The organism is Paracoccus alkanivorans (genome assembly GCF_003697785.1).
GTDB classification, from domain to species: Bacteria; Pseudomonadota; Alphaproteobacteria; order Rhodobacterales; family Rhodobacteraceae; genus Paracoccus; species Paracoccus alkanivorans.
On the sequence record NZ_QOKZ01000007.1, the window covers coordinates 64177 to 85091 of the forward strand.

The following is a 20915-nucleotide window of genomic DNA, read 5'->3' on the forward strand; positions in this document are numbered from 1 at the left end:
CTGCTTCAGCCATCCTTGCGACCGGGCAATGCCTGCGCGGTCAGTGATGACAGGCTGTGACGCTGCGATCCATCGGCATCGAAATTCGCAGGCTCTAGCCATTGCCGATAGGCGGCGTCCAGAGCCGGCCATTCACCGTCGATGATCGAGAACCACGCAGTGTCGCGGTTGCTGCCTTTCACGATCATATGCTGCCGGAACTCGCCCTCGAACCGGAAGCCGAACCGAAGCGCCGCCCGGCGGGAAGGCGCGTTCTGCGCGTTGCATTTCCATTCGACCCGGCGATAGCCCGTCTCGAAGGCCCAACGGATCATCGCCATCAGGGCGGCGCTGCCGGTCCTGCTGCGCTGCAGGGCGGGGCTTAGCATGATATTGCCGATCTCGATCACGCCGTTGGTCCGGTTGATACGCATGAAGGACGCCACACCCGCCGCCTGTTCCGTCCACGGATCCACGATGGCATAGAAGCGGGGATCGGACGATGTGGCCGTCTGCACCTGCCATTCGCGATAGGCGTCAAGATCGGAAAACGGCCCTATGGCCAGATAGTCCCAGACCTGATCGGCATCCCGGACCGCCTTGAAAATCGGCTCGGCGTGACGGTCGGGATCAAGTTGTTCAAGTCGAGCCCAGACCGCGTCTATGATGCGCATGTCCGGTGCGGGTGGCGGGACGAAATTCAGAAGCTTCTTGGCAGTTTCGTTCATATGATTCTCCTGAAGAAAACTCTGGCGTTTTGTATTAAAATTGTAAAGCTATAGAGTTTGCGCTTCGGAAGCTTCTGCGAGAGTTTATAAAAGAAAATTCGGATATCCAGGCGAGAGAAAGATGGCGCAAAAGATCTATAAGCTCGGGAATATCGTTGATGCTGACGGCGCTTTTTCCTGGCAGTCAGGAGGGAGAGATCCGGGGCCCGTGATAGATGAGGTGAGATATGTTCCGAATGCCTTCAGGGGGTAGGTCTACATCTATAATGGTGGTGATCCCTATGCGGTCACACTGACCGATGATGAGACGGATGAATATTATGTGGAAGGTGATTATAATCAGCTTTTAGGGAAGAATTTCATAATCAACGGTAAAGAGTGGCCGGCGGGCACGCAAATTGTGCCTGCAGGGCAGATCACCTTTGTAGAATCCAACACAGGCGAAACCTAAGTCGCCTGGATAAATTCCATTGATACATCCAGCACCGGCGTTAATACTGAAACGGAATTCTATATCTGGAAGGACGGCAAAATCCCTTCGCGGGGTGCAGCGCTTACGGTTGCCGAAAGCAGTCAGCCTTCCAGACTGCGTTATTCAACTATTTCCGAGGAGGTCGAATCGGTAGATGCCGCTTGCTTTGTTTCCGGAACATTGATCGAGACATCTTCGGGTTTACGGCTGGTCGAGGAGCTGAAAGCCGGGGATGCTGTTCGGACATTAGATAATGGATACAGGAAAATCCTGTGGACCGGAAGCTGGAGTGTCGACAGCATAGATCTTCTATATAAACCAAAATTATACCCGATCAGGATTCGTGCCGGTTCTCTTGGAGAAAACATGCCATCCAGAGATCTGGTGGTAAGCAGGCAACATCGTATACTGATTGGATCAGAAATCTCCAAGCGGATGTTCGGCTCCACAGAGGTGATGGTTCCGGCAATCAATCTTGTTGATTGTGATGGTATAAGTATCGAAGCTGATGCCAGCTCCGTTACCTATTGGCATGTTCTTTTGGAAAACCATGAAGTCTTGTTTGCTGAAGGTGCGATGGTCGAAAGTATGTATCTGGGAAAGATTGCAATAAGAAACCTTTCTTCTGCCGCTAGGGAAGAAATTTCCCTGATTTTTCCGGGAATCTCAGATCCGGATTTTTTCTACCCACCTGCCCGGAAATTTATCGAGGCACGAGAGAGTGCGCGCAAGCTCATTCATCGGTATAAAAAAGACAATATGCCGATGATCACGGATAAGACCGTGTGCCGTGACGGGCCGACATCATGGCCGAAGGCATAAGGGCGGTTACTCTTTTGGCAATACCCGTAACCGCAATTCGCGCAGTTGCTCATTCGTCGGCTCACTTGGTGCACCCATCATCAGGTCCTCGGCGCGTTGGTTCATCGGGAACATGATGACTTCACGAATATTCTGCTCATCCGCCAAAAGCATCACGATCCGATCGATGCCTGCGGCGCAGCCGCCATGCGGAGGCGCACCATAGCGGAACGCCTTGACCATACCGCCAAAACGCGCCTCGACCTCGGAGGCCGGATAGCCCGCCAGTTCGAACGCCTTGAACATGATTTCCGGCTTGTGATTCCTGATCGCACCGGAAACCAGTTCGTAGCCGTTGCAGGCAAGGTCGTATTGATAGCCCCTGACCGCCAGCGGATCGCCTTCCAGCGCCTCTATCCCGCCCTGCGGCATGCTGAACGGATTATGACTGAAGTCAATCTTGCCCTCGTCGGTCTTCTCATACATCGGAAAGTCGACGATCCAGGCGAATTTGAACTGGTTCTCGTCGGTCAGCCCCAATTCGCGGCCGATCTCGTTGCGGGCCCGGCCTGCCACCGCCTCGAAGGATTCGGGCTTGCCGCCAAGGAAGAACGCTGCGTCGCCCTCACCAAGCCCAAGCTGCTGACGGATTGCCTCGGTGCGTTCGGGGCCGATATTCTTGGCGATGGGACCAGCCGCTTCTGTCTGGCCATCCTCGCCCTTGCGCCAGAAAATATAGCCCATGCCGGGCAGGCCCTGTTGTTGCGCGAAGGCGTTCATGCGGTCGGCGAATTTGCGGCTGCCGCCTCCTGGCGCGGGAATGGCGCGGACCTCGGTGCCCTCCTGCTCCAGCAGCTTGGCAAAGATCGCAAAGCCCGAGCCGCGGAAATGCTCGGACACGACCTGCATCTCTATCGGGTTGCGCAGGTCGGGCTTGTCGCTGCCATATTTCAGCATCGCCTCGGCAAAGGGGATGCGCGGCCAGTCGGCATCGACCGGGCGGCCGCCTCCGAACTCCTCGAACAGGCCCTGTATGACCGGCTGGATGGCGGCAAAGACATCCTCCTGATCGACAAAGGACATCTCGAGATCGAGTTGGTAGAAATCGGTGGGTGAGCGGTCGGCGCGGGGATCCTCGTCGCGGAAGCAGGGAGCGATCTGGAAATACTTGTCGAAGCCCGCAACCATGATGAGTTGCTTGAACTGTTGCGGGGCCTGCGGCAACGCATAGAACCTGCCCGGATGCAGGCGAGAGGGGACCAGGAAGTCGCGCGCGCCCTCGGGGCTGGAGGCGGTGATGATCGGGGTCTGGAATTCGGTGAAACCCTGATCCCACATGCGGTTGCGCAAGGACCGGATCACCTGCGAGCGAAGCATTATATTATTGTGCAGGCTGTCGCGGCGGAGGTCGAGGAAACGATAGGCAAGGCGGGTTTCCTCGGGATATTCCTGGTCTCCGAATACCGGCAGCGGCAGTTCCTCGGCGGGGCCCAGAACCTCGAGTTCCGCCGCATAGACCTCGATCTCGCCCGTGGGCAGCTTGGGATTGACCAGTGATGCATCGCGCATCTTGACCTTGCCGTCGATGCGGATGACGGTTTCGGCCCGCAATCGTTCCATTGCGGCAAAGGCGGGGCTGTCGCTGTCGGCCAGCACCTGCGTCATGCCGTAATGATCGCGCAGATCAACGAACAGCACGCCTCCATGATCGCGGACACGGTGTACCCAGCCCGACAGGCGGACGGTTTCCCCGGCATTGGCGGCGGTCAATTCGGCGCAGTTATGGCTGCGATAGGCGTGCATGTCCGGTCCTCAGATCGCGAAAATGATCGTTAGTTGTGTGATCACTGGCATAGCGATCACTTCAGCAACCGCATGAACCTTTTGGCGACGGGGAAGTCAACCGCTCAGAACGGCCGCACCACGTTCCCGGACCAGAAATAATAGCCCATGCCTACTGCAAAGAGGATATTCCCGGCCACCGCATGCAGCACCCAAGCGGCGGGAAAGCCGTGACGCAGATAGGCGCGGGCAAAGACCCAACCGCCGACGAAAGTCATCGCGGCCACGATCCATGACCAGTACATCAGATGCGCAAAGGAAAAGATCAGCGCATTGATCGCGATTGCGCCCCGCCCCTCGGGCAAAAGCGAGCCGTAGCGGTGAAAGAACAGCGGGCGAAAGATCAGCTCTTGCGGCAATGCCGAGAGAAGCGGGTAGAAGCACCAGATTACCAGCAGGAATTCCGGGCTTGTCCGCAGGATTGCAAACAGCGCATCGGGACGGACCAGAGACAGGATTGCGACGCCCGAGACCAGCGTGGCAAGGGTGATGCCCAGAACCTCCCACCACGGGATGCGCCGGCCACGGACCAGGTTCCGCCAGCGGAAGCCACCTGTCCGCCAAAGCAGCAACAGGCCTGCGACGCTGAAGACGAACAGGGCAGTGAACATTCGCTGCGGCGGCAGGAACAATGCAATAGCCAGCGGCGCCCCGATATAGAGCGCCGCGAACTCGGCCATCAGCCAAAGGCGCGGTCTTACCGCGTCAGACGTGTCTGCAACCATCGCGACCAATCCGCAGCAGAGCCGGCGAAGGCGTTCAGATCGACATCGCCGTCGATTCCCGGAACGATTCCAGTACCAGTATACTGCCAGAAAGCCCATCTCTGGCCCGGATAGATGTTGTCCGGATGATCGGCAACCGAGCGCAGCCAGAATTCGGCCCGCAGGTCTCCCAGATCGTTATCGTGGTAGAAGTCCACGGTGGTATAGACGATCGGGCGCTGGCCGTAATGGCGACCGACGATATCCAGGAAGATCGAAGCCTCGCGCTTGACCTCGGATGCCGGGGGGCGGTGCGGACAGGTTCTGGAGTGGGTCCATTCGATATCCAGCACGGGTGGCAGCGAACCACGTTCGCGCGGGACATTGCGGATGAACCAGCGTGCCTGTTCCGCTCCGCTGCGGCAGAAATAATAGTAGTGATAGGCACCGCGGGGGATCCTCGCCCCGGCAGCCTCGCGCCAGTAACGGTGAAAATTGGGATCTATGTGATCGCCGCCCTCGGTCGATTTGATGAAGGCAAAGCTGATTCCGGCGCCGCGCACCCGTCCCCAGTCTATATCACCCTGCCAGCGGGAAATATCGATGCCATGCACCTGATGCTTGTAGGGATGGCTCCAGCCCCAGTCATGCGGCGCACTATCGCCAAGCTGCGGATTCGCCCCTGGGCCCGGTGCTCCGTATCTGCCTGACGGCGTCCTTGCACAGGCCACTGCCAATACTAGCATGAGGCCTAGTAGTACCTTGGTAAAATGGCGCATTGCTGCCCTCGCTCCTGCCTCGTTTACCCTGCCGCGTTTGCCGCGGCTTTTGCCCGTTATCGCAAACCCGTGAGATAAAGTCACCGGGCCGTGACAGTCACGAAAGCGTCAGTTGCGGTCCGGTACCAGTTTTCCGGGGTTCAGGATGTTGCCGGGGTCCAGAGCGGCCTTGATCGCGCCCATCACCTGCCAGCCCTCGCCATGCTCCGCCTCCATGAGCGGGCGCTTGCCGATGCCGATGCCATGCTCGCCAGTGATCGTGCCCCCGACTGCCAATGCGCGCTCGGCCATGCGAGTGGCGATGCGCTTGGCCGCGGCGATCTCGGCCTCGTTGCCCGGTTCGACCAGCAATTGCGAATGGAAATTGCCGTCTCCGACATGGCCGACGATCGGCCCGATCAGCCCGGCTTCGCGAATATCCTCGGCGGCGGCGGCTACGGCTGCGGGCAGATGCGACATCGGTACGCAGACATCGGTGACGACGCCGGTCGCACCCGGGCGCAGGGTAAGGCAGGCGTGATAGGCCCCGTGCCGCATGCGCCACAGCCGGGTGCGATCCTCGGGCGAAGTGGCCCAGTCAAAGCCCTGGGCTCCGAATTCGCGCGCCAGTTCACCGAAACGTTCGGCATCCTCGCGTACGGCAGAGGGCGAACCGTGAAATTCCACCATCAAATGCGGAGTTTCGGGCAGGGTTGTGCCAGCATAAAGATTGAAGGCACGGGCGGCGACGGCATCGACGAACTCGATCCGCGCCATCGGAATCCCTGACTGGATCGTTGCGCTGACGCATTCGACCGCGTGCTCGAGGCTGTCGAAGGCGCAGACCGCCGCCGCCACATCCTCGGGCTGGCCATGCAGGCGCAGGGTCAGTTCGGTGATTATTCCAAGAGTGCCCTCCGAGCCCACGAACAATCCGGTCAGGTCATATCCGGCGCTGGTTTTCGCCGCCCTCGTGCCGGTGCGGATGATTCGTCCGTCCGCAAGCACGACCTGCAATCCCAGCACATTGTCCCGCATGGTGCCATAACGCACTGCGGCAGTGCCGCTGGCACGCGTCGCGGCCATGCCGCCAAGGCTGGCATTGGCGCCGGGATCGACCGGGAAGAACAGTCCGGTCGCCCGCAACTCGGTATTCAGCGCCTCGCGGGTGACGCCGGGCTGAACGCTGGCCTGCATGTCCTCGGCCCGGATATCGACAACCTTGTCCATCCGGGTCAGGTCGATGGTCACGCCGCCGCGCGTCGCCAGAGCGTGTCCTTCCAGCGAGGTTCCCGTGCCCCATGGGACCACCGGCACGCCCGCACCGGCGCAGGCCCGGACGATCGCCGACACTTCCTCGGCGCTTTCGGGCCAGGCTACCGCGTCAGGCGGCGGCGCGCGATGAAAGCTTGCTGATTCCGCGTGGTGATCGCGATCTGCGGCACCCTGCGACAGGCGCGAACCCAGCAGTGATTCCAGTTGCTCGATCAGGTCGAGTGGCAAACTCATCGGCAGTCCTCCGCTTGTCGGCAGGAGGTTAGCCTCATGATGGAACTTGGCAAACCCCCATATTTTCTGTCATCTACGGGTCATGGAATTGCCATAGCGTGGCGCTCGCATTAGCAGGATCGAAGGCAGGAAGCAGTTCTAGATGGATACCACCCGTATTTCCCCCATTCGCCCGGCCCGCCTGCAAAACGCCAGTCATGCGTTGCCCGATGGGCTGGCGGCCGAGGCCGGACCGCGATCGGACCATGCTTATGTGACGCTGGTCAGTAATCCCGATTACCTGCCGGGCGCCGAGGCGCTGCTGCGCTCCCTGCGGCTGACCGATACCGGGGCCGATCTGGTGGTGATGCATCGTGGTCTTTCAGCGGCGCATCTGGCGCGGCTCCGTTTGCATGGCGCGCGGCTGGTCGCTGCCGATCTGTTGCCGACATCCGAGGCTTTCGACGCCACGCATGCCCGCGATGCGCTGCATAAGCGTGCGGTCTTCACCCGTGGAGGCAAGCCGGACTTTCACACTCCATTGGACAATTTCGTCAAACTGCGCCTGTGGCAGCTCGATTACGAACGCTGTGTTTTCATCGATGCCGATGCCGTGGTGCTGCGACCGGTGGACAAGCTGTTCGAACTGCCGGAGTTCTGTGCTGCGCCCAATGTCTATGACGGGCTGGACGGGTTTCACAGGATGAATTCCGGTGTTTTCACCGCCCGTCCGGATATCCGCACATACCGCGATATGCTGGCAAGGTTGGATCGGCCGGGAGTCTTCTGGCGCAGGACCGACCAGACCTTCCTGCAGGATTACTTCCCCGACTGGCACGGGCTGTCGATCCATCACAACATGTTGCAATATGTCTGGTTCAACATGCCCGAGCTGTGGAGCTGGGAAGATATCCGCATTCTTCATTTCCAATACGAAAAACCGTGGCAGGACCACGACAAGGTTCATTTGCTGCGCCCCCTGATCGATCTCTGGCATGCCATTGCCTCCGGCCAGCCCGTTCCGGACCTCTCTGCCCAGGCCCGTCCTGCCGCCTGATGCGGATCGCCCTGACCGGAGCAAGCGGGATCGTCGGTGGCTTTGCCTTGCGGGCTGCCCGCGCAGCCGGGCACGAGGTTACGGTCCTTGACCGCAGCAACGGTTATCTGCTTGGCGATGCCCCTGATCTGTCGGGGCATGACGCCTTGATCCATTGCGCCTTCGCCCATCGACCCGGTCGCTATCGTGGCGGCGAAGGCGATGATCCGGAAGGATTTCGCCGGGCGAATCTCGATGGCACGATCCGGCTGTTCGATGCCGCAGCGGGTTCCGGGCTGCGGCGTATCCTGTTCCTGTCCTCCCGCGCGGTCCATGACGGCCATCCCCGGCATGTCGAACTGACCGACGATTTTCCGGCCCGCCCGGCGAATCTTTATGGCGAAGTGAAGGCACTGGCCGAAGAATATCTTCGTGGCCTTGGCCTGCATGGCACGGCTATCCGTGCCACAGGTGTCTATGGCCCCGGCCCAAGGCATAAATGGCGCAGCCTCTTCGCGGACTACCTTGCGGGCATAAGGATCGCCCCACGCGCCGGAACCGAGCTGCATGGCAAGGATCTTGCCGATGCGATGCTGCTTTTGCTGGAGCAGGAGACTCCGCCGTCCAGCGTGAACGCCAGTGACCTGATCCTTGACCGGCACGATCTGCTTGCAGAGGTCCGGCGCCTGACCGGCAGCACCTCGCCCCTGCCTCCGCGCACGGATATCTCGGCACTGCGGGTCCTGAAATGCGACCGGCTCGCGGCGATGGGCTGGCAGCCCGGAGGCATGGAACTTCTCCGGGCCAGTCTGCCCGCTATGCTGGACCCGAAAGCGCATTTGTGATTCGCTGTCCCAAGCGGACAGGACAGTGAAACGGCAATGAGTAACCGGCTTTCAGGAAGAAACGGCAGTAGTAAATCGCGACTCGCGGAACGGTGGAAACTGAACCGGCGCTATGTCCACGGTCGTTTCAGCAAGGCTGTCCGGATCATGCGCGAACGTGGCCCGAGCCAGGTTCAGTTCTGGCTCCTGGCGGTTTTTATCGGCATTGGGGCCGGGTTCGCGGCACTGGGATTCCGTTTGGGCATCGGAGCGCTGCAGCGGTTGATCTATGGTGCCGACGACCTGACGCTTGCCACCGTGGCCGAGCGGCTGCCATGGTATTGGGTCCTGATCGTGCCGGTGATCGGTGGGCTGATCGTGGGGCTGATACTGGACCGTTTCACCTCGGATGGCCGTGTCCGTGCCGTAGCCGATGTGATCGAAGGCGCCGCGCTTGAAGGCGGGCGGGTCGAGACGCGCGAGGGGCTGGCTTCGGCGGCGGCTTCGATGATTACCCTTGGAACGGGCGGCAGCTCGGGTCGGGAAGGGCCGGTCGTGCATCTTGCCGGGGTTATCTCGACCACCGTCGCCAGCCGCATCAAGGCCAGCCCGATGACAGGCCGCGACCTGCTGGGCTGTGCCGTCGCGGGCGCGGTCGCCGCCAGCTTCAACGCACCCATTGCCGGGGCGCTTTTCGCGCATGAGGTGGTGCTGCGGCATTTCGCCCTGCATGCCTTTGCTCCCATCGCTATCTCCGCTGTGGTGGGCACCGTCATCAACCGCCTGCAATTCGGCGGGTTGACTGAATTCGAGCTCGAGCAGGAAATCGATCTCGCCTTCTATGTCGAACTGCCCGCCTTCATGCTGCTGGGTCTTGTCTCGGCGCTGGTCGCGGCGGCGATGATGAAAGCGATCTTCCGGGCCGAGAAGATCGGCGACCGGGTCATGAACCGGATCGGCTGGCCGCGCTGGTCGCGCCCGGCCATCGCCGGATTGCTGCTGGGACTGATCGCCATCCCTTTCCCGCATATCATCGGCGTCGGCTATGAAACGACGGCGGCGGCGCTGGCGGGGCGGATTGGACTGACAGCCGCGATCACCTTCGCCGTAGTCAAGGCCGTGGCCGTGGCGATCACCTTTGGCGGCCGGATGGGTGGCGGGGTTTTCTCGCCCGCACTCGTCATGGGCTCGCTGACCGGGCTGGCATTCGGGATCATCTCGACATCGCTGCTGCCCGATATCTCCGGATCGGTCAATATCTACGCTTTCGCGGGAATGGGCGCGGTCGGGGCCGCAGTTCTGGGCGCGCCGATCTCGACCGCCCTGATCGTCTTCGAGATGACCGGGGACTGGCAGACAGGCATTGCCGTGATGACAGCCGTTTCGCTCAGCTCGGCGCTGGCGTCACGGCTTGTCCATCGCTCGTTTTTCCTGACGCAACTTGAAAATCGCCATGTCCGCGTCGCCGAGGGGCCGCAGGTCTGGCTGCCGCAAAAAATGCGTATCACCGCCATCCGCCGCCCGATGGATGCCGAAAATGCGCCCTCCCTCGACCTTGCCCGCAACTTGCTGGCCGCCGGTCAGGCATTGACCGAGGGAACCCGGCTCGACGAAGCGCTTAGCGAATTCGACCGCACGGGCGCGGCCTTCCTGCCGGTGATCCGGCCCCTAGAAAACCCGGCGGGGGAGGGGGCCGAAAACGAGTTGGAAGAACCCGAGATCATTGGCGTGGTCTATCATGTCGACGCCCTGCGCGCGCTCAATCAGGCATTGGCCGAAACCGCCGCCGAAGAGCATAGTTAAGAGCTTATTCCTTGCTCAAATACCTTCAGGTCCTGAACAGCGCCCCGTGTTCGGCTCGCAGCGCCGCCTTCTGCACCTTGCCCATGGTGTTTCGCGGCAATTCATCGACCACGATCACCTTCTTGGGCTGCTTGAACCGCGCCAATCGGTCGGCCAGCCCGTCGATGATCGCCTGCGGGTCGGGCTCGGCATCCTTCGCGCGAGCGACCACGGCCACCACACCCTCGCCGAAATCCGGATGCGGGACGCCGATCACGGCGCTTTCCAGCACACCCGGCATCTCGTCGATCAGCAACTCGACCTCCTTGGGATAGATATTGAACCCGCCCGAGATGATCAGGTCCTTGCCGCGCCCGACGATGCTCACATAGCCATCCGCGTCGATCATCCCCAGATCACCGGTCTTGAACCAGCCGTCCGCGCCAAGTTCCTCGGCGGTCTTTTCCGGCATCCGCCAATAGCCCTGAAAGACATTGTCGCCCCGCACCTCGATCTGCCCGATCTCGCCTTGCGAAAGCTCCGCCCCGTCCTCGCCCACGATCCGCAACTCCACCCCCGGCAGGGGGAAGCCCACGGTTCCGGCCCGGCGTTCCCCGTCATAGGGGTTCGAGGTGTTCATGTTCGTTTCGGTCATGCCGTAGCGTTCAAGGATGCGGTGCCCGGTCCGATCCTCGAAAGCGCGGTGGGTCTCCGCCAGCAATGGCGCGCTGCCCGAGGTGAACAGCCGCATGCCCGCCACCAACTCGCGGTCGAAATCGGGCCGGTCCAGTAATCGCGTGTAAAAGGTCGGCACGCCCATCATCGTGGTTGCCTGAGGCAGCAGCCCGACCACTTGCGCGGCGTCGAATTTCGGCAGCCAGATCATCGCCCCGCCCGACAGGATCATCACATTCGAGGCCACGAAAAGCCCATGGGTATGAAAGATTGGCAAGGCATGCAGCAGCACATCTTCCGAGGTAAAACGCCAGGCATCGACCAGCGTGCGGGCATTGGACAGCAGGTTGTCATGGCTCAGCATCGCGCCTTTCGAGCGACCGGTGGTGCCCGATGTGTAAAGGATCGCCGCCAGATCGCCGCCCTCGCGTGCGACCGGATCATGCGCCTCGTCATGGGCGGCGGCTTCGATCAGGCTACCCTTGCCATCCGCGCCAAGCGTCATCAGCTTGCCGTCAGCGGGCATGAAATCGGCCCGCTTGCCCTCGCGCGCCGGATCGCAAATGACCAGCGCAGGCTCGGCATCGCCGACGAAATAGGCGATCTCGGCGGGGGTATATGCGGTATTCAGCGGCAGGAACACGCCCCCCGCCCGCACCGTCGCCAGGTAGAGCGCCAGCGCCTCGGGCGATTTCTCGACCTGCACGGCGACGCGATCGCCGGGCTTTAACCCCTCGGCCTGCAGCAGGTTGGCCAGACGCCCTGACAATCGATGCATCTCGCCATAGCTGATCCGCTTGCCGTCCCCGAGGATCAGGAAGTCACGGGCCGAACCCTCATGCGGGCCCATCAATGCGTCAAAAAGCGTGTTGGTCATTTCTTCTTCTTTCCGTCCGTCTGCCTTGCTTCGGTTTCGGCCTTGCGGGCCAGTTCCTGCAATTTCTTCGGTGCGGCGATGGTGCCGCTTTCGGTGAACTCGTCATGCTGCGCCTCGATCCGGCGGCGGTCATAAAGATAATTCACCATCATCCCAAGCGACTGTTTCTGCCCACGTTTCGATATATCGGCACTGGAGATCACCCGATGCGCCTCGGCACCGTTGCCAAGGTGGAACCGCGCCACCGGATCGCGCGGCCGGCCCCTGTCGTCCTTGGCCAGAAGCAGATAGCGGGCGGTCTGTGCCGACAGCGCGGCGGGCGTGGGATCATCCAGCAGTTTGGCAATGGCGGTTTCTCCCGCCTTGGACCGCTCCTCCAGCCATGCCCGCAGGCCGGGAATGGGAGAAAGCGTGACGAAAACCGAAAGCCCCGGGAGTTCCCGCGACAACTCGGCCACGACATTCTTGATCAACAGGTTGCCGAAACTGATCCCGGCCAGTCCCGCCTGGCAGTTCGAAATCGAGTAGAACACCGCCGTGTCGGCCTTTTCCGGCGGCAGCAATTCGCGGGTCTCTTCGATCAGCCCCTGAACCGAATCCGGCAGGCCCTCGGTCAGGGCCACCTCGACGAAAATTAACGGCTCGTCCGGCATGGCCGGGTGCATATAGGCGTAACAGCGCCGGTCGGGCGGCAGCACCCGCATCTGCAGGTCGCGGAAATCGCGGATCTCGTGCACCGCTTCGTATTCGATCAGCTTTTCCAGCAACAGTGCCGGGCTGCGCCAGTCGATCCGCACAAGCTCCAGGAAACCACGATTGAACCATGATTTCAGCAGGTGCCGGAAATCGGCATCGACGCGGGCGAAAGCCGCGTCCCGCCCGGTCAGCCGCAACAGGTCGGCCCGCATGCCCACCAGCCGTGCCGTCCCGCCCGGAGCCATGTTCAGCCGCCTGAGCAATTCCTGCCGTGGAGGCTCGGCCAGGCGCGACAGGTTCTCCAGCGCCGCCGGATCGCCAATGTCCAGGTAAGCGCGGGCGGCGCCCGCCAACGCCTCGGGATCGGGGTCGAAACCGTCGCGCAACGCGTCGAAGAACACCCGCTTTCCGGCATCATCCAGTGCCGCGTAACCGTCCAGCACCTCAACGGCCATCGCCATCACCCGGGTCTCGGAGCGCAGCCCCGGCAGGGCGCGGGCAGATTCGATCAGCGCCTCGGGTTTGGGCGCCGCCTCCTTGCCGCGTCGCCAGCTGGAACTGACGACGAGGCTGCTGAGACGGTCATAAATCTGTGCGGTCAGGGTCATATCGCGGGTCCCATGACGAGTTCGGGCAGGAACAGGGCGATTTGCGGAAAGACCGCCAGCAACAGCATACCCAGCACCATCATCCCCACGAAGGGCATCGAGCCCACCAGGATATCGCGCAGTGATATTTGCGGTGCGATGCCGTTGATGACATAGAGGTTAAGCCCGACCGGAGGCGTGATCAGCCCGATTTCCATGTTGATCGTCAGCATCACCGCGAACCAGTAGGGGTCGAACCCGGCCGAATCGAGGATCGGCATCAGGATCGGTGCGGTCATCAGGATGATCGCCACCGGAGGCAGGAAGAAGCCCGCGACCAGCAGGAAGATGTTGATCACGATCAGCAGCACCCAGCGGTTGACCTCGAGGCTGGCGATCCCATCCGCCACCGTCTGCGTGATGAACAGCGAAGACAGCGCGAAAGCGAACAGTTCCGCCGCGCCGAGGATCAGCATGATCATCACCGCCTCGCGGATCGTGTCGCGGAAGATCGCGACCATCGGCCCGGCCTTCCACATGCGATAGATCACCGCGACCAGCACGAGGCAGATCAGCGCCCCGGTTCCCGCCGCCTCGGATGGCGTGGCGACGCCGCCGTAAAGCACGAAGAGGATCAGCGCCACGATGATCAGGAAAGGCAGCACCCGCGGCAGCTTCTCCAGCCGTTCGGCAAGCGAATAGCGGCGCGTCACATCCGACAGCCCCAGCCCTCGCCGCCAGCAGTCGAACAACGCCCAGACCATGAACAGCGCGGTCAGCATCAGCCCCGGTATCAGCCCGGCAAGGAACAACCGCCCGATAGAGGTCTCGGTCGCGATGCCATAGACGATCATCGTCACCGAGGGCGGGATCAGGATGCCAAGCGTGCCGCCAGCCGCGATGGAGCCTGCGGCCAGTGAGTCTGGATAGCCGCGCTTGGTCATTTCGGGGATGCCCATCTTGCCGATGGCCGCGCAGGTCGCCGGGCTGCTGCCAGACAGTGCCGCGAACAGCGCGCAGGCTCCGATATTCGACAACACCATGCCGCCCGGCACGCGATAGAGCCAGCGATCCAGCGCCTCGTACAGATCCTTGCCCGCAGGCGATGATGCCACCGCCGCGCCCATCAGGATGAACATTGGAATTGACACCATCCCGAAATTTGCGAGCCCCGCGAAAAATGTTTCCGAAACACCGCCGATGGCGGACCATCCCTCCGACAGCACCAGGGCGGCAACTGCGACGAAGCCCATCGTGAAGGCGATCGGGGTCCCGGCCGCCAGCAGGGCAAACATCGTCACCAGAACGGCCAGACCTGACATAGATGGAGACATCACGAGGCTCCTTCCGTTGCAGCAAGCTCGGGAAATACCGCGAGGACCATCTGCATGACCAGTTGCAGGCCCATAAGTGCAAAGGCGAAGGGCACCGGCCAGAACGGGATCCACAGGGGCAAGGCCCAGATTGTGTCGGTGGTCCAGCCCTTCATCGTTGCCTCGAAAAGGAAATGTGCCCCTGACCATGCCAATGCGCCGACAAAGAAAAGCGAGGCCAGCCCCGAGATCAGCGCCAGCACCCGGCGCATCCCGTCACCCGCCCGCTCGACCAGCAGATCGACGCCGACATGGCCTTTCAGCGCAAGCACATAGGGTGCCCCCAGCATCATCGCCGCCGTGGTCGAAAAGATCACGTATTCGGTCTGCCAGACGGTCGAGGCGCCCAGGAAATAGCGCCAGATGACCATCTGCGTGACCACCACCGTCGCCGAGGCCAAGAGCAGCATCGCAAGGATGCCGCTCAGCCGGGCCAGACCGTCCAGAATCCGCAAGACAGCGCTCATGCCCGTCATTCCACCGCCAGCGCCTGGTCAATCAGTTGCTGACCGCCATCGACCTCTTCGGCGAAGGTCTTGTAAGATGTCTCCTTGGCTATGGCGAGCCATGCGTCGTAATCCTCCGGGCTCATCGTGGCGATCTCGACTCCGGCCTTCTCGAACTCTTCGATCATCTTGCTGTCCAGTCCGGCGGCCTGTTCGGCGAACCAATCCTCGGCCTTTTGCCCGGCGTCGCGCAGCGCCTGTTGCTGTTCTTCGCTGAGACGCTCGAATTTCTTCTTCGAGATCAGCACCGGCTCATACATGAACCACAACGCGTTTTCGCCCGGGGCGGTCAGGCATTTTGCCTGCTCGAACAGCCGGTAACTGACCATCGAGCCGGACGAGGTGTTCGCCGCGTCCAGCACCCCGGTCTGCATGCCGGTGTAAATCTCGGAGGAGGGCATCGAGGCGATAGAGGCCCCCGCGCCGACCAGCATCTGCTCGAATGCCGGACCTGCGGCGCGTGTCACCTGCCCCGAGATCGAATCCGGCGCGGTGATGCAGTTCTTCTTGCTGACGAAACCGCCGGCGAGCCATGCGTCCGACAGGACCAATGCGCCGCTTTCCTCGATCAGCCGGTAGATTTCCTCCATGAAGGGCGAATCGTTCAGGCGTTGCGCGCGTTCGTGGTTGCGCACCAGCCCCGGCATCAGCGTGACGCTGAACTGGGGCACCCGGCCGGCGGCGTAGTCCAGCGGAAAGGACGTCATGTCCAATTGCCCGCTGGTTACCGCGCTCCATTGTTCGCGGGCCTTGTAAAGCGATTCCCCCGGGTAGACGCGAATCTCCAGATCGACGCCGGCATCTGCGACCTCCTTGGCGATCATTTGCACCATCTCGTCACGCGCGTCGCCCTTGCCGCCCGGAAACTGGTGGCTGGCCTTCAGCACCTCGGCTCCGGCAGCCAGCGGCATGGCGGCGGCGATCGCTGCGGTCGTTACTGCGGCGGTCATTATTCTGGTCATGATATTTCCTCCCTCGCGGCACATTGCGCCGAATCTCACACTCCAATGTGCATACTGTCTCGACTTTTGTGTATACACAAGGAATAATAATGGATGCATATTGGTAGAGGTTGAAGGATGGCCAGCGTTGCCGACAATATCAGCGAGAGGCTGGAGACCGAGATCGTCGAAGGTCTGCTCCCTCCCGGCACAAGGCTGGAAGAGCCGGCGCTTGCAGAGCGGTTCGGCGTCTCCCGCACCCCTGTGCGAGAAGCGTTGCAGCGGCTGTCGGCCTCGGGCCTGGTCGAGCTGAAACCGCGCAGGGGCACGCAGGTTCTGAACCCCTCGATCGGGCGCATCGTCGAGATGTTCGAAGTCATGGCGGAACTGGAGGCCGTATGCGCGCGTCTCTGCGCCCGCCGCGCGGATCCCGATCTGATCAGTAAATTGAAAGCATGGCTGATGTCCTGCGAAACCACGGCAGCGGCGCAGGATGTCTCGGCCTATTACGAGGCCAACCGCCAGTTTCATCACACCATTTACCGCGGCTCGGGCAACGGATTCCTCGCAGAGCAGGCCGAATCCCTGCATCTGCGTCTGACACCCTTTCGCCGCCAGCAACTCCGCGTGCCGCGCCGGTTGCGGCAATCGCTGGCCGAGCATACGCAGGTCGTCACCGCCATCGAAGCCGGGGACGAGGCGGCGGCAGAGGCCGTGCAGCGAGCCCATATCCTGATACAGGGGGAGCGCTTCGGCGACTTTCTGGCGCAGTTCGGCGCGGGCGCGCGGACAACGGCGGACTGATCCGCATATCCAGCTATCGCGAATGTGAAAATGCTGGCTTGATATACGCGGTCCGTAAGAGATTTACGGGCTCCGGGGTCCAGCATTTGTTAGCCAGAGCTCATCTTCCGCTATATCTGTGTGAAATTCAGGGCTGCCTTTCTTGCGCGAAAAATCTCTCTGCGACCTAATGCCGGGTGGCCTTGGTGATTCCCCTTTCTTATAAGCTCTCCGGGACACCCAGCTATTGTGAGTGAGGAGAGCCAAATGAAACCTGCAATGATCGGAGGCGTTCTGAGCATCGCTCTTGCCATGCCCGCCTTCGCCCAGGAAGAAGGCGATGTTGCCGCGGGGGAAAAGGAATTCCGCAAGTGCAAGGCATGCCACATGATCCAGAGCGCGGATGGCGAGGACATCGTGAAGGGCGGCAAGACCGGCCCGAATCTCTGGAACATCGTTGGACGCAAGATCGCGTCTCAGGAGGGGTTCAAATATGGTGACGGCATCATTGCCGCCGCGGAAGCCAATCCCGACCTCGTCTGGACCGAGGAGGAGCTGGTCGCCTATGTCACCGACCCGAATGCCTGGCTCGAGGAAAAGACCGGCGATTCCGGAGCCAAGACCAAGATGACCTTCAAGCTGCGCAAGGGTCAGGCCGACATTGCGGCTTATCTTGCCAGCGTGTCGCCCGATGCCCCGGCGGCCGAGTGAGGTGGCGCGAATTCCTGCGGCAATCAGTCGCATGACAACAGGACCTCACCCCCGCGGAATGTGATATTCTTGCGGGGGTATTCAATTTTTGGTCAGCGTAACGCATTGCCCGGTGCCGAAGGCTGGTCTAGAAGAACGCAAGACACCGCCGGTCGGCCAGACCGGCTCGACGATATCTGAGGGAGTTCGGGTATGGCAGACGCAGCCGCTCACGGCCACGAAGACCATCACGACCAACGCGGGTTCTTCACCCGCTGGTTCATGTCCACCAACCACAAGGACATTGGCATCCTTTACCTTTTGACGGCCGCGGTGGTTGGCCTGATCTCGGTCTGCTTCACCGTCTACATGCGGATGGAGCTGCAGCATCCCGGCGTACAGTACATGTGCCAGGAAGGTGCGCGCTTCATCGCCGATTCGACGGCGGAATGCACGCCAAACGGGCATCTGTGGAACGTCATGATCACCTATCACGGGGTGCTGATGATGTTCTTCGTGGTGATTCCGGCCCTGTTCGGCGGTTTCGGCAACTATTTCATGCCGCTGCATATCGGCGCTCCGGACATGAGCTTTCCGCGCCTGAACAACTTGTCCTACTGGATGTATGTCGTCGGCGTCTGCCTCGGCATCGCCTCGCTTCTGGCACCGGGCGGCAACCAGCAGCCGGGTTCCGGCGTGGGCTGGGTGCTTTACCCGCCGCTATCCACGACCGAGGGCGGCTATTCGATGGATCTGGCGATCTTCGCCGTTCACGTCTCGGGCGCATCCTCGATCCTCGGCGCGATCAACATCATCACCACATTCCTGAACATGCGCGCCCCCGGCATGACGCTGTTCAAGGTGCCGCTCTTCGCCTGGTCGGTCTTTATCACCGCGTGGCTGATCCTGCTGGCGCTGCCGGTTCTGGCCGGGGCCATCACCATGCTGCTGATGGACCGCAATTTCGGCACCAATTTCTTCAACCCGGCGGGTGGCGGCGACCCGATCCTGTATCAGCACATCCTGTGGTTCTTCGGCCATCCCGAGGTGTATATCATCATCGTGCCGGGCTTCGGGATCATCAGCCACGTCATCTCGACCTTCTCGAAAAAGCCGATCTTCGGCTATCTGCCGATGGTCCTGGCCATGGCCGCGATCGGGGTGCTGGGCTTCGTGGTCTGGGCGCACCACATGTATACCGTCGGCATGTCGCTGACCCAGCAAAGCTATTTCATGCTGGCCACGATGACCATCGCGGTGCCCACCGGCATCAAGGTCTTCTCGTGGATCGCGACGATGTGGGGCGGCTCGGTCGAGTTCAAGACGCCGATGCTCTGGGCCTTCGGCTTCCTGTTCCTGTTCACCGTTGGCGGTGTGACCGGCGTGGTGCTGTCGCAGGCGCCGCTGGATCGCGTCTATCACGACACCTATTATGTGGTGGCGCATTTCCACTATGTGATGTCGCTTGGCGCGGTATTCGCCATCTTTGCCGGGATCTATTACTGGATCGGCAAGATGTCGGGCCGTCAATATCCGGAATGGGCGGGTAAACTTCATTTTTGGATGATGTTTATCGGCGCGAACCTGACCTTCTTCCCGCAGCATTTCCTGGGCCGTCAGGGCATGCCGCGCCGCTATATCGACTATCCTGTCGAATTCGCGTTCTGGAACAACATCAGTTCGCTTGGCGCCTACCTGTCCTTTGCCTCGTTCCTGTTCTTCTTCGGCATCATGTTCTACACGCTGCGCGCCGGCCAGCGGGTGAATGTGCCCAACTACTGGAACGAGCATGCCGATACGCTGGAATGGACCCTGTCCTCGCCGCCGCCCGAACATACGTTCGAGCAGCTGCCCAAGCAATCGGACTGGGACCGCGGCCACGCTCACTGATGCCTTATGAATGGCATGACACGGCCCCGGAGGATTCCGGGGCCGTGTCATATCGGCTGATCCTCTGGCCCTATCGGTCGCTGCCTCGCCGCGGTTTCGTCTGGTTTATCGGGATAACCGCCGCCCTGATGGCACTGCCGTTGGCCGCCGTACTCGGCACCTCTGTCTTATGGGGATTGCTGCCTTTTGCTGTCGCTGCGATCTGGGCCATTTGGATCGCTTTGCAGCGCAGTTATCGCAGTGGCGAGACCCGTGAGGAACTGCGGCTGGACCGCGACAGGCTGGAGATATGGCGACATGATCCAGGCAGAGCCGACCGAATATGGCAGACCAACCCTTATTGGGTTCGGGCCATGCTGCGGGAAGGCCCGGTCGAGAATTACCTGACCCTGACCGACGGGCAGCGCGAGATCGAACTGGGAGCCTTTCTGACAGCGCAAGAGCGGCGAGAGCTATGTGACGAACTGGCCCGGCGGCTCGCCGAACTGCGATAGCCTTTCATGTGAACGCTGCCAGGCTGGCCGGGGCCGCTTCGGCAGCCAATGCGTCAAGCAAGTGCCTCCGGCAATCCCGTTGAACTCTAACCTGTCAGGGCATGCCGATCGATCATGTGGAAACGCCCCTGCATATCCTCGCCAGCCAGCGTGACCGTGTCGATTACATGCGGGTCTGGCAGCAGGGGGACAAGTCTTGGGCGCAGCGTTTCAAGAACCCGCGCAGCTTCCGGGTCAGGCAGGCGATTTCCCAATGTCATGTGAAAACGAAACTGCTCCATGACCCAAGGATATCCCCAACGGTCCAGGTTGGCACGCTGCTCGGGGCTGAGCCGATCCGGATTCCGCCGTGCGCGGTCGGCTTCGCTCAACGGGGCGCGATGCCGGTCGAGGTCACGGACTAGGTATGCGGCCAGTGCGGTGAGGGGCGGATGTGCCGTGCAGGTTAGCGCCGGGAATCCATCCAGCATGGAGAGACGCAACCCGCCGGAGACCGTCACGGGGGGGCGACGCGCCGCGATTGCGGCCAGGTCCTGTCGCAAGGCGGTTTCGTTGCTATTCGAGGCAAGTGCGAAGGGAGGTTTCAGTGTCGCGTGAAAACCGTAGCGGCGGGGTGTGGCGGTCATGCGGGCGATTTCGTCCGCGTCCATCTGCCCAAACCCTTGATGCGCCAGTTCGCCGCCAGTTGCGATATCCCAGCCCAGCCACGCTGCTCCGAATTCGGCCAGCGCACCGGTCGCGGTGTAATAGATCGCATAGCGTTTCCAGTTCTCCATAGCAGATCTTGCCCCTGTTCCTGCCTTGCCGTCAGTTGGTGCCGAACCTGCCCGAGCCCGGCGTGATTGACCATATGAATTCATCCGAACCGGGTTATCTGCCCGAGGTCGTTACCGGCCTGTTGGGTGCCGGTTTCATCGCCACTGCCTTCGTCAACTCGATCATGTGGAACAAGCGGCACGCGGCTGTGGAAAGGCATTCCCGAACCGCGC

19 protein-coding genes are annotated in these 20915 nt (G+C 61.4%); 8 read left to right on the forward strand and 11 right to left on the reverse strand.

The features are described from left to right. Positions 1 to 5: 5 nt before the first annotated feature. Positions 6 to 707 carry a GNAT family N-acetyltransferase gene (locus C9E81_RS17005; RefSeq protein ID WP_122113549.1) on the reverse strand — a complete coding sequence of 234 codons (702 nt, stop codon included), beginning with the start codon at positions 705 to 707 and terminating at the stop codon, positions 6 to 8. A 601-nt stretch (positions 708 to 1308) separates the two neighbouring features. Between C9E81_RS17005 and C9E81_RS17010 the strand changes: the two genes are divergently transcribed. Then, on the forward strand, positions 1309 to 2001 hold the full coding sequence (locus tag C9E81_RS17010; protein ID WP_279432723.1) for a Hint domain-containing protein: 693 nt from the start codon (positions 1309 to 1311) through the stop codon (positions 1999 to 2001). 6 nt (positions 2002 to 2007) lie between these two features. On the opposite strand, the gene aspS is transcribed toward C9E81_RS17010, so the two are convergent. The 4 genes from aspS to C9E81_RS17030 all read right to left on the reverse strand — a co-directional run bounded on the left by aspS (position 2008) and on the right by C9E81_RS17030 (position 6793). After that, positions 2008 to 3783, reverse strand: coding sequence for an aspartate--tRNA ligase (aspS, locus tag C9E81_RS17015; protein ID WP_122113551.1), 1776 nt, complete (start codon positions 3781 to 3783; stop codon positions 2008 to 2010). A 104-nt stretch (positions 3784 to 3887) separates the two neighbouring features. After that, positions 3888 to 4547, reverse strand: coding sequence for a CPBP family intramembrane glutamic endopeptidase (locus C9E81_RS17020; protein ID WP_122113552.1), 660 nt, complete (start codon positions 4545 to 4547; stop codon positions 3888 to 3890). Next, positions 4520 to 5305, reverse strand: coding sequence for a glycoside hydrolase family 25 protein (locus tag C9E81_RS17025; RefSeq protein ID WP_122113553.1), 786 nt, complete (start codon positions 5303 to 5305; stop codon positions 4520 to 4522). Before C9E81_RS17025 ends, C9E81_RS17020 begins: the two co-directional genes overlap by 28 nt. Before the next feature lie 108 nt (positions 5306 to 5413). Next, positions 5414 to 6793: an FAD-binding oxidoreductase gene (locus tag C9E81_RS17030; protein ID WP_122113554.1), complete on the reverse strand. Its 1380-nt coding sequence runs from the start codon at positions 6791 to 6793 to the stop codon at positions 5414 to 5416. A gap of 142 nt (positions 6794 to 6935) precedes the next feature. On the opposite strand from C9E81_RS17030, the gene C9E81_RS17035 reads away from it, so the two are divergent. From C9E81_RS17035 to C9E81_RS17045, 3 genes are read left to right on the forward strand one after another with little or no spacing between them, the layout of a single operon-like run. Beyond that, positions 6936 to 7829 carry a glycosyl transferase gene (locus C9E81_RS17035; protein ID WP_243698702.1) on the forward strand — a complete coding sequence of 298 codons (894 nt, stop codon included), beginning with the start codon at positions 6936 to 6938 and terminating at the stop codon, positions 7827 to 7829. Further along, positions 7829 to 8653, forward strand: coding sequence for an NAD-dependent epimerase/dehydratase family protein (locus C9E81_RS17040; RefSeq protein WP_122113555.1), 825 nt, complete (start codon positions 7829 to 7831; stop codon positions 8651 to 8653). Before C9E81_RS17035 ends, C9E81_RS17040 begins: the two co-directional genes overlap by 1 nt. A 36-nt stretch (positions 8654 to 8689) precedes the next feature. Next, complete coding sequence (locus C9E81_RS17045; RefSeq protein ID WP_122113556.1) at positions 8690 to 10435, forward strand: chloride channel protein; 1746 nt, start codon at positions 8690 to 8692, stop codon at positions 10433 to 10435. A 25-nt stretch (positions 10436 to 10460) separates the two neighbouring features. Here the strand turns inward: C9E81_RS17045 and C9E81_RS17050 are convergent, their stop codons facing one another. Genes C9E81_RS17050 through C9E81_RS17070 form a run of 5 tightly spaced genes read right to left on the reverse strand, consistent with a single transcriptional unit; the run spans position 10461 to position 16090 of the window. Then, positions 10461 to 11966, reverse strand: coding sequence for a malonate--CoA ligase (locus tag C9E81_RS17050; protein ID WP_122113557.1), 1506 nt, complete (start codon positions 11964 to 11966; stop codon positions 10461 to 10463). After that, complete coding sequence (locus C9E81_RS17055; protein WP_122113558.1) at positions 11963 to 13270, reverse strand: malonyl-CoA decarboxylase; 1308 nt, start codon at positions 13268 to 13270, stop codon at positions 11963 to 11965. Before C9E81_RS17055 ends, C9E81_RS17050 begins: the two co-directional genes overlap by 4 nt. Further along, a complete protein-coding gene (locus C9E81_RS17060) occupies positions 13267 to 14583 on the reverse strand; it encodes a TRAP transporter large permease (protein WP_122113559.1) in 1317 nt (438 codons plus the stop codon). The genes C9E81_RS17055 and C9E81_RS17060 overlap by 4 nt, the downstream gene beginning before the upstream one ends. After that, on the reverse strand, positions 14583 to 15089 hold the full coding sequence (locus tag C9E81_RS17065) for a TRAP transporter small permease (RefSeq protein WP_166461960.1): 507 nt from the start codon (positions 15087 to 15089) through the stop codon (positions 14583 to 14585). The genes C9E81_RS17060 and C9E81_RS17065 overlap by 1 nt, the downstream gene beginning before the upstream one ends. A 5-nt stretch (positions 15090 to 15094) precedes the next feature. Continuing rightward, the gene (locus C9E81_RS17070; RefSeq protein WP_208021212.1) at positions 15095 to 16090 is read right to left on the reverse strand and encodes a TRAP transporter substrate-binding protein; all 996 of its coding nucleotides are present in this window, start codon (positions 16088 to 16090) and stop codon (positions 15095 to 15097) included. 117 nt (positions 16091 to 16207) lie between these two features. Here C9E81_RS17070 and C9E81_RS17075 point away from each other — a divergent pair, with 117 nt between their 5' ends. The 4 genes from C9E81_RS17075 (at position 16208) to C9E81_RS17090 (ending at position 19926) form a co-directional block, all read left to right on the forward strand. Then, positions 16208 to 16873, forward strand: coding sequence for a GntR family transcriptional regulator (locus tag C9E81_RS17075; RefSeq protein ID WP_122113562.1), 666 nt, complete (start codon positions 16208 to 16210; stop codon positions 16871 to 16873). 246 nt (positions 16874 to 17119) lie between these two features. Next, entirely contained in the window at positions 17120 to 17563 is a 444-nt protein-coding gene (locus C9E81_RS17080) for a c-type cytochrome (RefSeq protein WP_122113563.1), read from the forward strand. Positions 17564 to 17755: 192 nt separating this feature from the next. Continuing rightward, positions 17756 to 19432, forward strand: a complete 1677-nt coding sequence (ctaD, locus tag C9E81_RS17085) for a cytochrome c oxidase subunit I (protein ID WP_122113564.1) — start codon at positions 17756 to 17758, stop codon at positions 19430 to 19432. After that, a complete protein-coding gene (locus tag C9E81_RS17090; protein WP_122113565.1) occupies positions 19432 to 19926 on the forward strand; it encodes a DUF2244 domain-containing protein in 495 nt (164 codons plus the stop codon). Before ctaD ends, C9E81_RS17090 begins: the two co-directional genes overlap by 1 nt. An 86-nt stretch (positions 19927 to 20012) precedes the next feature. On the opposite strand, the gene C9E81_RS17095 is transcribed toward C9E81_RS17090, so the two are convergent. Next, positions 20013 to 20702 carry a DUF1045 domain-containing protein gene (locus C9E81_RS17095; protein WP_122113566.1) on the reverse strand — a complete coding sequence of 230 codons (690 nt, stop codon included), beginning with the start codon at positions 20700 to 20702 and terminating at the stop codon, positions 20013 to 20015. Positions 20703 to 20915 lie beyond the last annotated feature (213 nt).